This window comes from Williamsia sp. Y844 (genome assembly GCF_056786475.1).
Window position 1 is genome coordinate 507,804 of sequence record NZ_JBXCJB010000001.1, and the last position, 12,511, is coordinate 520,314.

Below are 12,511 nucleotides of genomic sequence, written 5' to 3' on the forward strand. Positions count from 1 at the left end.
GGTGAATCGTGCTCGAGACGCCGCGTAAATCAGAAACGTGATTCTTTGAATTCTGTATCTAGTCCTGCCACAACAACTTTTGCTGATCTCGGCGTACCCCCGAGCCTGGTCAAGTCGCTGACGGCCGGTGGCATCACCTCCCCCTTCCCCATCCAGGCAGACACCCTGCCTGACAGCCTTGCGGGCCGGGACGTACTCGGCCGCGGAAAGACCGGCAGCGGCAAGACGCTGGCCTTCGCCATCCCGCTCGTCGCTCGCCTCGCAGCCGGCTCGTCTGCCGGCGCAGGCCGCCCCCGCGGCCTGATCCTGGCTCCGACCCGTGAGCTGGCCACCCAGATCACCGCCGTGGTGCAGCCGATGGCCCAGGCCCTCGGCCTGACCGTGACCACCATCTTCGGTGGCGTCCCCCAGGGTCGCCAGGCTTCGGCACTGCGCGCCGGTGTCGACATCGTCGTGGCCTGCCCCGGCCGCCTCGAAGACCTCATGCGCCAGCGTCTCGTGCGTCTGGACCGGGTCGAGATCTCCATCCTCGACGAGGCCGATCACATGGCCGACCTGGGCTTTTTGCCCGGCGTGACCCGCATCCTGACCGCCACCCCTGAGGGCGGCCAGCGACTGCTGTTCTCGGCAACCCTCGACAACGGTGTCGACAAGCTGGTCAAGCGCTTCCTGAACCAGCCGGTCATGCACTCGGTAGACGAGGCCACCTCGCACGTCTCCGCGATGACCCACCACATCTATGAGGTCGCAGGCGCCGACGCCAAGAAGGGCGTCGTCTTCGCACTCGCCTCGGGCAAGGGCCGCCGGATCCTGTTCATGCGGACCAAGCACCAGGCCCGCAAGCTGGCCAAGCAGCTGACCGACGCCGGTATCCCCAGCGTCGACCTGCACGGCAACCTCTCGCAGGGTGCCCGCGACCGCAACCTTCTCGCGTTCTCCAGCGGAAAGGCGCGCGTCCTGGTCGCCACCGACGTCGCCGCCCGCGGTGTGCACGTCGATGACGTCGAACTCGTCGTCCACGTCGACCCGCCTGCCGAGCACAAGGCTTACCTGCACCGTTCGGGCCGTACCGCGCGCGCAGGCAGCGCCGGTGACGTCGTCACCCTGACACTGCCGGAGCAGCGCCGCGACATGTCGCAGCTGCTGCGCAAGGCCGCCATCAAGGCGACCCCGGTCAAGGTGACCGCAGACTCCGAGCTGCTCAAGACACTGGTCGGCGAGACCGCAGAACTGGTGACGCCGCCCGCAATCAGCTCGGTTCCCAACCGGTCGGCCAACGCTCCGGGCAGCCGGTCGGGCAATGGTCGCTCCTCGAACGCACCTCGCCGCGCACGCCCGACTGCGGACGGATCAGCTCCGTACGAGGGCCGCGGTCGCGGACAGAGCGCACGGTCACAGGCCGGACGAGCGGCAGCCGGCCATTCTGAAGGCGGCCGCAGTCGCGGATATGCCGGCTCCAGTGCCGGCGGATCGTCGCAGGGTGGACGTCGCAGCCCGTCTCGCTAGTCTTTAACCCAAAAAGGGGCACCAACCAGAAATGGTTGGTGCCCCTTTTTTGGTGGCCGGGAGAGTTAGACCTCCAACGTGCAGTCTCCTGCAGCGACACTGATGCAGGTCTGAATACGTTCGCCCGCAACATGTTCGGCGCCGCTGCGCAAATCCCGGACAACGCCCTTGTCGAGCATCACAACACAGCTCTGGCAGATACCCATCCGGCAACCGAATGGCATCTGCACGCCGGCATCCTCACCGGCGGTCATCAACGTGGTCGCACCGTCGACGGTGGCGGTGCGCCCGGTCTTCGAGAATGTGACCGTGCCACCTTCGGCACCGACCTCACCACGCTCGAGGGCAAATCGCTCGATGTGCAGATGATCGCGCAACCCGGCCTGCGTCCACATCTGGGTCAGCGAATCCAGCAGCGCAGCCGGACCACATGCCCACGTCTGCCGCTGACCCCAATCGGGACACAGTGCGTCGAGCGCCTCCGGGTCGATCTTGCCCTCGACGCGCGTGCGCTGGATGTGCACTCGCAAGAGACCGTCGGCCTCGAACTGCTTGAGTTCGTCGGCGAACATCAGGTCCTTGTCGGTGGGCACCGAATGGATCAGCTGGACGTCGGTGTGCTGTTTGCGCGACGACATCGTCCGCAGCATCGACATGATCGGCGTGATGCCGCTGCCCGCGGTGACGAACAACAGTTTCTCGGGCAGTTCCGCCGGAAGGACGAACTCCCCCTGGGGCGCTGCCAGCCGCACCACCGTGCCGGGCGCGAGACCATTGACCAGGTGTCCGGACAGGAAACCCTCGGCCATCGCCTTCACCGTGATCGACACGACCTTGCCATGGGTGTCGGACGTGGTCTGCGGCACCGATGTCAGCGAATACGACCGCCAGGTCCAGCGGCCTTCGACCAGAATGCCGATGCCCATGTACTGCCCGGGGTGGTAGTCGAACGAGAATCCCCAGCCCGGCTTGATGACAAGTGTTGCCGAGTCGGCGGTTTCGGGCCGGACCTCGACGATCTTGCCGCGCAGTTCCCGCGCCGACCACAGCGGATTCGCCAGGTGCAGGTAATCGTCGGGGAGCAACGGTGTGGTGACACGCGCCGCCGCGGCACGGACCAAGTTGACCGCCCGGCTACGGCTCGCGATATCGCGAACCGGCTCCTCGAATCGTTCACGCCAACCCATCAGGTGCCTCCATTCGACAAGCTACGGTCGAGCTCCGCCTTCGGCTTCGCATCGACTCATGGTCGAGCTCCGCCTTCGGCTTCGTCTCAGCTCAGATGCTGCTAACTTACGCTACCGTAGGTTAAGGTCCGGACACAGCGCGAGAGGCCGGGGTCACTGCGCAGGCAACCGCTCAGAGAAGTTCCAGCAGGAACGGGAGCTCCTGGGTGGCGTACCAGCCCAGGTCGAAGTCTTCGACGTCGCCGATGGCCAGTTCTGCATCCTCGTCGCCCAGATCCGCGGCATCGACGACCTCCATGGCCCGCAGGACCTTCTCCTCGGCGTCGCTGCCGTCGACCAACAGGGATGCGACCGCCGAAAGCGGCACCACCCGGAAGGTTTTCACTACCGCGACATCGATATCGGGACGAAGCTTCACCTCGTCGACGTCGGCGGCGATCACCACTCGCCGGGGCGGAAGCGGCGTCGTCTCAACTGCCTCATCGTCCTTGTCGACGGAGCCGTCTTCGTCTTGCTCGGCGGAGCCGTCTTCGTCTTGCTCGGCGGCGAGCAGCCGGAGCGAGGCGCGCGCGGCCTCCCGGATCGCGGCCTCGGCAAGCTCCTCGTCGTCGCCGTCGAGATACGACTCGCGTAGCGCAGGTGTCAGTGCAAACGCCGTTCCTCCGACGGGCACGAACTCACCGGTGGTGTTCAGATCTGTCAGCATCGACAGGGTGGCGGGCAGATAGATTCTCATCGGGCCTTTCCAGGGTGTGAACTCGGTGGGGATGTCACCGTTGTGGGAGCAATTCTTCGAACGAGTCGGTGAGGTACTCGGCCATGGCACCGAGATCCCACATCACCCGGCGATCGGCGTTGAAACCGAAGCAGATTCGGCCGTTGTACGACGTGAGCCCGATCGCGAGGGCACGTTTGCGGACCAAGACCGGAACCGGATAAATGGCAAGGACCTCGTTGCCACCGAGGTATTGCGCCGAGCGTGGTCCGCGCGCAATGGTGACCGGCACGTTGAACGACCGGCGCGACAACGACGCCGCCGCCCGCGCACTCATCGCATGGAATGTCGCAGGCCCGATTTCCGGAATCCACGGTTCGACCGCAGCCGACCAGTTCCGGTTCGAATGCGAGTGCCGCTCCGCCAGCTGCGCGACCTGCGACAGTCGCACGGCCGGATTCGGTTCTCCCACTGGAAGGTCGGTGACAAATCCTTGTAGCCCGCCGACCATCCACGACGCCGACGACGACTCCCCCTGCGCATCGAGGTCCGAGTCGAACTCGGGTTCGTCCTCCCCTGCCGGGTAGGCCGACAGCGGCACCATGACACGCACGGTCTCCACCTGATCAACGGCCAGTGACCGCGAGAGCAGCCAGCGCCGGATCGCACCTGCGATGGCCGCCAGGAGAACATCATTGGGGGTACAACCGTGGCGCTCGGCGATGTCCACACAGTCCTCGGCCGAACAGGATGCCACGGTGAAACGACGGGTCGGGGCAGTGGCGCCGTTGAGTGGACTCGACGGCGCCGAGGTGGTGGCCATCTTCATCACCGATTCGACCCGGCGAAATGTACCGGACAGGGCCTGGCCGACAGACGCCAGCTGATTGGACGCCGCCCGCACCTGGTCGACCATCTCCCACGGCCGGGTCAGGACATCGGTGATCGCACCCACCACCAATTCGCCACTGCCCGGCTCCCGGTCGGGCAGCCACAGATCCTCGGGCATCGACGGCGACTCGCGGGTGTCGTCGACGATGATCTGATTGATCTCGAAGGCCTCGGACCCGTCGACCAGCGCGCGATGGGTCTTGGTCAGGATCGCCATCCGGCCATCGGACAGACCCTCGACCAGGTACATCTCCCACAGTGGCCGAGTGCGCTCGAGTGGACGCGACATCAGCCTGGCGACAAGGTCGTGGAGCTGATCGTCGGCGCCCGGACTCGGCAACGCAGAGCGGCGGACGTGATAGGTGATGTCGAACTCGTGGTCATCGACCCACACCGGACGGGCCAGACCGAGCGTGACCTCACGGATCTTCTTGCGGTACCGCGGAACCAGCTGCAACCGGCTCTCGACGGTACGCAGCAGCCCCTGGTAGTCCAGGCCCCCGGCGCGGCGCTCGAGGATAAGCAGCGAACCCACCTGGGTTGTCGAACCGCGGTCATCGAGGTAGTAGTACATCGAATCCTGAGGCGACAGCCGGTTCACAGGGCCAATCGTAACCGCCGCGTCCTCGCCCGGTCGCCGCGAACCACCCGCACAGTGCCGCCTACGCACTCGTCGCCAACCGACCCCCGTCGCCGGGCATCATCCGACACTGACCGATACCAGGACACACCGTCGTGCCTTGCGCCGAGCGCCGCCGGGGGTGGTGGGGCGGACGGGCATCAGCCGGCGCTCCACGCGAGCACCCATCGCCTGAACGCGCTCACCTCTGCGGTAGACGACGGTGATCTCGGCAACGTCGGGGCTCGTGTGCTGAGTGTGCAAGCGCAGCAATGTGCAGGCCGGTCCCCTCGACTGATCGGCGGCGAGCAACACCCGGAATTGATCGGCGATCTTCGGCACCGCCACCTCCGCCAGTTGTGCAAACGGCCGCCGGCCGCCCATGACCTCGAGCAGCACCGTGGTCGCGTTGATGGCAAACCGGCGCAGCTCGACGTCGACGGGCTCGGTCTGCGGAACCGGAGTGCGGTGGGCCGCATGGACTTCGATCCCGGTACCCGATACCGGCGCAGCTGCACTCGACCCCGGGCCCAGCGGTGGTGTCTCGCTGAAGGGCACCCGGCTGATCCGCAGGCCAGCGCGGCCACCACCACCGACCCCGAGGGCACTTGCCCCAACCGCGCCCGGGCCGGACTCGGCGATATCCGTTGTTGTCATGGCGCCCCCGGCTGTGTCCGCCCATGACCGGCGACGGCCGGCCCGATAGCCGGAAACCCGGATACCAGCAGTACGACGTGCACTGCCCGTTCCTGGTTCCTTCGGAACCGGAGACGGTGGTATCCGGGTTGTCGAGCGTTCGAGCCTTCAGAGCTGGTTGTTCAGCACCGCTTTGGCAGGGTCAGTGCTTCTTGCGAGTCTTGGGCGGCTTCGCATCACCCTTCGATCCCGACCGCGCAGCTGCGCGGCGTTCCTTGCGGCTGCCTGCCTGTCCATCAGTGGATCCGCCTGCGGACGCACTCGACCGCCGCACCGTGGTGCCACCGGTTTCGGATGGTCCGCTGAACGTCAGTCCGGCATTGGCCGAGCCGTCGTCGATTCCCTTGGCCCGCAATGCTGCCGGAGCCGCCGGTGCTGCCGGACGAGCAGGAGCGACCTGTTCGGTGGGCAGCGGGGCCGGAGCCGCCGGAGCTTTTGTCATCGATGCCGGAGCCGCTGCTGCTGCGGCGGCCGGCTGGGCCGGGGTTGCCTCGACACTGACGTTGAACAGGAATCCGACAGACTCCTCTTTCAGTCCGTCGAGCATGCCGATGAACATGTCGTAGCCTTCGCGCTGGTACTCGACGACCGGATCGCGCTGCGCCATCGACCGCAGGTGGATGCCTTCACGCAGGTAGTCCATCTCGTAGAGGTGGTCGCGCCACTTCCGGTCGAGAACGCTGAGCAGGATGGTGCGTTCGAGCTGACGCATCGCCGTGGGACCGGCGATCGACTCGATCTCCCCCTCACGCTTTTTGTACGCCTTGAGAGCATCGGCCACCAGGAGCTCGCGCAGTTCCTCGGAGGTGATGTCCTTCCGCTCGCCGAACTCGTTCTCCTCGAGAAGGTCCTTGTAGTCGAGCTCGATCGGGTACAGCGTCCTCATGGCGGTCCAGAGCTGATCCAGATCCCAGTCCTCGGTGTAGCCCTCGGACGTGGCGCCCTCGACGTAGGCACCGACAACGTCTTCGATCATCCGCTTGACCTGTTCGCTGTGATCCTCACCCTCGAGGATCGTGCGACGCTCGGCGTAGATGACCTTGCGCTGCTGGTTCATCACCTCGTCGTACTTGAGGACGTTCTTGCGGACCTCGAAGTTCTGCTGCTCGACCTGCGTCTGCGCGCTGCGGATGGCCTTGGTGACCATCTTCGCCTCGATCGGGACGTCGTCGGGCAGATTAACCCGGTTCATGATCGATTCGAGTGCGGCGCCGTTGAAGCGGCGCATCAGCTCGTCGCCGAGAGACAGATAGAACCGGGACTCTCCCGAATCACCTTGACGGCCGGAGCGACCACGGAGCTGGTCGTCGATGCGCCGTGATTCGTGCCGTTCGGTTCCCAGAACGTACAGACCGCCGGATTCCCTGACCTTCTCCGCGTCCTCGGCAACCTGGGCCTTGACCGTTGCGAGCGCCTCGTCCCAGGCGGCTTCGTAGTCTTCCGGAGTCTCCACCGGATCCAGGCCGGCCTTGCGCAGACGGATGTCGGCGAGGATGTCGGGGTTACCACCGAGCACGACGTCGGTACCACGGCCTGCCATGTTGGTGGCGACGGTGACCGCACCACTGCGACCGGCCTCGGCGATGATCTGGGCTTCTTGTTCGTGGAACTTCGCGTTGAGCACGTTGTGCGGGATGCCACGCTTCTTGAGCTGCCTGGCGAGATACTCCGACCGTTCGACGCTGGTGGTACCGATCAGAACGGGCTGACCCTTTTCATGGCGCTCGGTGATGTCGTCGACCACCGCATCGAACTTTGCCTCTTCGGTCTTGTAGATCAGGTCTGTCTGATCCACGCGCACCATCGGCTTGTTCGTCGGGATCGGGAGCACACCCAACTTGTAGATCTGGTCGAGCTCTGCGGCCTCGGTCTGTGCCGTGCCGGTCATGCCCGACAACTTCTCGTACATACGGAAGTAGTTCTGCAGGGTGATCGTGGCCAGGGTCTGGTTCTCGGCCTTGATCTCGACCCGTTCCTTGGCCTCGATGGCCTGGTGCAGACCCTCGTTGAAGCGTCGGCCGTCGAGCACACGGCCGGTGAACTCGTCGACAATCAGCACCTCACCGTTGCGGACGATGTAGTCCTTGTCGCGCTCGAAGAGCTCTTTGACCTTGATCGCGTTGTTCAGGTAGCCCACCAGCGGCGAGTTGGCGGCCTCGTACAGGTTGTCGATGCCCAGCTGGTCCTCGACAAACTCCACCCCCGCTTCGTGCACACCGATCGTGCGCTTGCGGATATCCACCTCGTAGTGGACGTCCTTCTTCAAAAGCGGTGCGATGCGGGCGAATTCGGCGTACCACTTGCTCGACGAATCGGTGGGCCCCGAGATGATCAGCGGGGTCCGGGCCTCGTCGATCAGGATCGAGTCGACCTCGTCGACCACCGCGAAGGGATGGCCACGCTGGACCAGGTCACCGAGCGAATGGGCCATGTTGTCGCGCAGGTAGTCGAACCCGAACTCGTTGTTGGTGCCGTAGGTGATGTCGGCGGCATAGGCCTCACGACGTGCGGCCGGGGGCATCCCGGTGAGGATCACCGCGGTCTCGAGGCCCAGGAATCGGTGGACGCGACCCATCCACTCGGAGTCACGCTTGGCCAGGTAGTCGTTGACGGTGACCACGTGGACGCCCTCACCCGCCAGCGCATTGAGGTAGGCGGGCAGAACACAGGTCAGGGTTTTGCCCTCACCGGTCTTCATCTCGGCGATGTTGCCGAAGTGCAGCGCGGCACCGCCCATGATCTGGACGTGGAAGTGCTTCTGCGACAGCACCCGCCAAGCAGCTTCACGGGCTACGGCAAAGGCCTCGGGCAGCAGATCGTCGAGGGTCTCACCGGCGGCGAGCCGTTCCTTGAACTCATCGGTCTTTGCCCGGAGTTCGGCGTCTGACAAGGCCTCGGTCGCTTTGTCGAGCGTCTCCACATGCGTAGCGATTGCATCCAGGCGTTTGACCATCCGGCCTTCGCCGACGCGCAGCAGCTTGTTGAGCACTGGTAATTCCCTCGATCCGGTCGAATACACACGAAATCCGACCTGCAGATTCCCGCAGGTCGGACTCCATGGTAGCGAGCGCCCCGGCCACCTGACTCACGCGAGGCGAATCAAGGCTTTCGGCCGCGCCTTCAGAGCGGGCAATTCGAGCTGCCCGCCGCTCTTTGAGTGGGGCCGATCAAGAGCGTCAGGCGAGCCGGATCAAGCCATAGTCGAACGCATGCCTGCGGTATACGACGGTTGGTTTGTCCGTTTCCTTGTCATGAAAGAGGAAGAAGTCGTGCCCGACCAGTTCCATCTCGTAGAGTGCGTCGTCGACCGTCATCGGCACAGCGGGGTGCTCTTTGACGCGGACGATGTGTCCTGGACCGGTTGACTCGGGATTCTCCGCGGCCCAGCGGTCTTCGTCGCTCTGGCGATCCGGGGCCTGGCCGTTCAGCGTCGGATCGGACGCGGCCGTGGCCTCGGCGACGGATATGGGCGTTCTCAGTCCGTGGTGGACCTTGCGACGATCTTTGGTCCGGCGGAGCCGCGACTGGAGTTTTGCCAGGGCGGCGTCGAGTGCGGCGTAGAAGTTGTCTGCGCAGGCCTCTCCTCGAACCACCGGGCCTTTGCCAACCGCGGTGATCTCGAGTCGCTGGCAGATCTTGGACTGACGTCGATTTCGCTCGTGGTGAAGTTCGACATCAAATCGGAAGATCGTCGGGTCGAACCGTTCCACGCGGGACAGTTTGTCCATCACGTGTATGCGGAAGTGGTTGGGGATTTCAACGTTACGGCCACTGACCTGCACTTCGGCGTCAGGGCGGGAGAGTTCATCGGACGAATCGGTTCGGACGTAGATGCCCGGATCAAACGGATCGGTTCGGGTGATGGTGTCGGGACTCGTGCTGGAATCTGTGCTTTCTTCAGATTCGGAAACGGCTACTTTGCCGACGCTTGTCGTCACTTGCGATACCTCCTGGATCGGTGAACTAGAGATCCCGGCCACCGCAGCGCACACGCTCAGGCAACCGGTCTATGAGTTGGGCTCTCACCTCCCCCCGGCCACCACTTGCTTCGGCAACCTTTGTGCGGCTAACTGACGCACCTTTGACCGTAGTCCTCCGGCCAACTGTTCGCCACATATTCGCCTCCGGCCGTTCATCGGCGCTTTGACCGGATAATCCAATACGCCGACTTTCGGAATATCTGAATGACTTTGGCCACCAAATCGTTTCGGCGGAAGTGCCGGGCGTGGGAAATGTCGGGCCTGGACCCGCCGACGATTCACGCTGCGGCAACGACGAGAACGAGGTGCACCTCGACTCCGGCACGGGCGAGAACCGTCACGGACTCGGCCGCGGTTGCGCCCGTCGTCAAGACATCATCGAGTAGGACCACCGCGGCGTCGCGAGTGTGAGCTGCCGCGGCGCCCGTACCGACACTTCGGCGGAGCCTGATCGCGCCGTGCAGGTTGTCGCTCCGCTGCCCGGCCGACAGTCGTGCCGAATCACGCGCCCACATCGAGGTGGCGAGCATCGGCGTCACCGTCACCGCGCCACCTGATGCCCCACCACCCAACGACCGGGCCGCGGCAACGGCGATCGCCGTCACCGGATCGCCGCCGCGACGACGCGCCGACATCGGCCGGGTAGGCGCCGGGATCAACACCAGCCGGTCCGCGTTGGGCAGTTCGGACCACCGATCGAGGGCGAGCAAGCCGGTGGCGACGGCCCGGCCCAACGGAACGGCCAGGTCACTGCGGCCACGCTCCTTGAGCTCGAGGATCGCCTGCCTGCGAACGCCGGTGTACCGCCCCAATGCGTATGCCGGGATCGATAGGCCCACCCGGGTCCGCACCTCGATCGGGGCATCGGCGATCTGGGCAGCACACGCCCGGCACCACCGGGTCCCGGGTCTGGCACATCCACCGCAGTGCAACGGGACCACCAGATCCACCAGTGCCGGCCACACCCGCTCGACCATGGTCGGAAATGATGCCGTGAACGCCGGAACCGGCGCCGACCCGCGGGCCTCGGGCAGCAGGATCATGCACAGTTCGCCACGCAGTCCACAGGTATCGCGGATCTGGTCCGCCAGAACCCGATGCGGCCGAATCTAATGCGGCAGAACAGGTATCGCCAACAAACCCATCGTCGGAGGAACTTCGCTCCAGTACTGGTCCGGTTCGTCGCTGGTACCACCGAGGCGCAGGACGCCGCGGCTGTCGGCGGCAAAGATGGTCGACGGACTCGCCACCACCGCCGTCACGGGCGGGGTGAGGTTGCCGCTGGGCAGCGCACCAGGTGGCATTCCGTCGATCCGCAGTTGCACAACCGGCCCTTCGGCAGAGCTGCGGCCGACCACCAACACTTCGCTGCTCAGCCAGTCCAGCGACACCGCGCCGACGATGTTCAGGGCCCCGGCCCCGAGCGGGTTGGCCAGCAGCAGTCTGCCGTCGGCCCGGTCCTCGATGATCGCGAGCACCACCTGTCCACCGACGATCAGCGCGGCGCGGGCACCGTCCTGTGAAACCTGCAATTCGGTGATCGGGCCCTGTGCGACCGCACGGATCGCCGACGAGTCCACTTCCCGCTCGGTGACCTGACTGTTGCCCGACATCTGCGTGACCTGGGTGACCCGGGTGTTGTCGACCACCGCCCACACCGTTTGAGAATCACCGGCAAACGAGGGCCGTGTGATCGTGCCGCCCTCGATGACCGGGGTCACGCCTGCACCGTAATCACCGATCGAGAGCGCCAGTGCAGGCGCCGGACCCGGTGCCGGGTTCTGCGACACCACCGCCACCCGCCCACCGTCTGCCGAGAGATCCGCGGAGACCAGATTCCGGGATTCCCCCAACGTGCCGGGAACCGGGGTCAGGGCGTCGTCCACGACCATCTGGAACGAACCACCTTCCACGACGTGCAGGCCGACGGGACTGGCGGGCGGATTCGGATTGAGCGACTCCACATCGTTCGTCTGCCAGCCGTTTGCGTGACGTTCGTTCAGCGGCGCACCATCGGCGTCGATCACATACGGACCACTGATGTCGGCGTCACTGAGCGTCCAGATGATCTGCGCCGCCAGGCGGTTACGTTCGGCACCGCCCAAGCCATTGAGACCGACCAGATCGATCCGGATACCGCCCCCACTGAGCGACTCGATCGAGCCGCGCAACGAAGACCGGGCCGGGAACTCGTTGATGACCGCACCGCGCAGATCGTCGACGGGTCCGGCGATCAGCAGCCCGATCAGCTGGTCCGCCAACTGGTCTCCGCCGGTGTAGAACCAGCGGGGATCGGCGACCAGGTGCTGGTCGTCGTAACTCGGGTAGTAGAGCACGTGCGGCCGGTACGATATCTCGAACTGCTCGCGGTCCATCAGGACACCGGCAGGCAATGGCCCGTTGATCCGCCATTCCCCGTCGACCCGCATCAACGACAACTGGATCTCGATGCGCCCCGAACTCGGGATCAGTTGTCCGCTCGGTTGGAGTTCACCGGTGTCTTCCCCGTTGACGCGGACGGTGATCGTGTCGTCTGTACGTTTGTCGCTCAGGACGTTGATCTGGTCGAGCAACAGGGCACCGCCCTGGTCGTCCCACGAGTCCGACGCGTCCTGGGTCAGGAACTGTCGCGCTGCGAGGTGACCGGAACCCGGCTGCGCCGACGCTTTGAGGAAGCTACGGACCAGCGACTCCGGGTCCATCCCGGGGCTCGGTGTCGGGATGTTGGTGCTCGGCGGTTGGCGCTCGAGCGAACCGAGTGGTTGCGGACTGGAGTTGTTCGGGATCGAGACACAGGCCGACAACAGCGACACCAGGATCACCATCACCCCGGCATACAGTCTGCGTCGACCGGCGCGACGATGTCTCACACCACTCATCGACACCTGCACACGCCTTGCTCGTCCTGCTGCCATAT

General features: G+C 65.1%; 9 protein-coding genes. 1 reads left to right on the top strand and 8 read right to left on the bottom strand.

Going from position 1 to position 12,511, the window contains the following annotated elements:
• Nucleotides 1–45 precede the first annotated feature (45 nt).
• A complete protein-coding gene (locus tag AC1TQG_RS02435; RefSeq protein WP_482135352.1) occupies nucleotides 46–1,506 on the top strand; it encodes a DEAD/DEAH box helicase in 1,461 nt (486 codons plus the stop codon).
• Nucleotides 1,507–1,571: 65 nt separating this feature from the next.
• On the opposite strand, the gene AC1TQG_RS02440 is transcribed toward AC1TQG_RS02435, so the two are convergent.
• The 8 genes from AC1TQG_RS02440 to lpqB form a co-directional block, all read right to left on the bottom strand.
• Entirely contained in the window at nucleotides 1,572–2,693 is a 1,122-nt protein-coding gene (locus AC1TQG_RS02440; RefSeq protein ID WP_482135353.1) for a ferredoxin reductase, read from the bottom strand.
• A 172-nt stretch (nucleotides 2,694–2,865) separates the two neighbouring features.
• Nucleotides 2,866–3,429 (bottom strand): DUF6912 family protein, encoded by a 564-nt coding sequence (locus AC1TQG_RS02445; RefSeq protein ID WP_482135354.1) that lies wholly within the window; start codon nucleotides 3,427–3,429, stop codon nucleotides 2,866–2,868.
• Nucleotides 3,430–3,463: 34 nt separating this feature from the next.
• A complete protein-coding gene (locus AC1TQG_RS02450) occupies nucleotides 3,464–4,900 on the bottom strand; it encodes a wax ester/triacylglycerol synthase family O-acyltransferase (RefSeq protein ID WP_482135355.1) in 1,437 nt (478 codons plus the stop codon).
• Between the two features lie 99 nt (nucleotides 4,901–4,999).
• Nucleotides 5,000–5,575, bottom strand: a complete 576-nt coding sequence (locus AC1TQG_RS02455; protein ID WP_482135356.1) for an Rv3235 family protein — start codon at nucleotides 5,573–5,575, stop codon at nucleotides 5,000–5,002.
• Between the two features lie 181 nt (nucleotides 5,576–5,756).
• Nucleotides 5,757–8,603 carry a preprotein translocase subunit SecA gene (secA, locus tag AC1TQG_RS02460; protein ID WP_482135357.1) on the bottom strand — a complete coding sequence of 949 codons (2,847 nt, stop codon included), beginning with the start codon at nucleotides 8,601–8,603 and terminating at the stop codon, nucleotides 5,757–5,759.
• A gap of 187 nt (nucleotides 8,604–8,790) precedes the next feature.
• Nucleotides 8,791–9,477, bottom strand: coding sequence for a ribosome hibernation-promoting factor, HPF/YfiA family (hpf, locus tag AC1TQG_RS02465; RefSeq protein WP_482137238.1), 687 nt, complete (start codon nucleotides 9,475–9,477; stop codon nucleotides 8,791–8,793).
• A 395-nt stretch (nucleotides 9,478–9,872) separates the two neighbouring features.
• The gene (locus tag AC1TQG_RS02470) at nucleotides 9,873–10,571 is read right to left on the bottom strand and encodes a ComF family protein (protein ID WP_482137239.1); all 699 of its coding nucleotides are present in this window, start codon (nucleotides 10,569–10,571) and stop codon (nucleotides 9,873–9,875) included.
• Between the two features lie 132 nt (nucleotides 10,572–10,703).
• Nucleotides 10,704–12,473, bottom strand: coding sequence for an MtrAB system accessory lipoprotein LpqB (gene lpqB / locus AC1TQG_RS02475; RefSeq protein ID WP_482135358.1), 1,770 nt, complete (start codon nucleotides 12,471–12,473; stop codon nucleotides 10,704–10,706).
• Nucleotides 12,474–12,511: the final 38 nt, after the last annotated feature.

What these genes read in the sequence shown, in the direction of transcription:
- AC1TQG_RS02440 (WP_482135353.1), bottom strand. Translation starts at nt 2,693, where the DNA reads ATGGGTTGGCGTGAACGATTCGAGGAGCCGGTTCGCGATATCGCGAGC.
- AC1TQG_RS02445 (WP_482135354.1), bottom strand. Translation starts at nt 3,429, where the DNA reads ATGAGAATCTATCTGCCCGCCACCCTGTCGATGCTGACAGATCTGAAC.
- AC1TQG_RS02455 (WP_482135356.1), bottom strand. Translation starts at nt 5,575, where the DNA reads ATGACAACAACGGATATCGCCGAGTCCGGCCCGGGCGCGGTTGGGGCA.
- lpqB (WP_482135358.1), bottom strand. Translation starts at nt 12,473, where the DNA reads ATGAGTGGTGTGAGACATCGTCGCGCCGGTCGACGCAGACTGTATGCC.
- AC1TQG_RS02470 (WP_482137239.1), bottom strand. Translation starts at nt 10,571, where the DNA reads ATGGTCGAGCGGGTGTGGCCGGCACTGGTGGATCTGGTGGTCCCGTTG.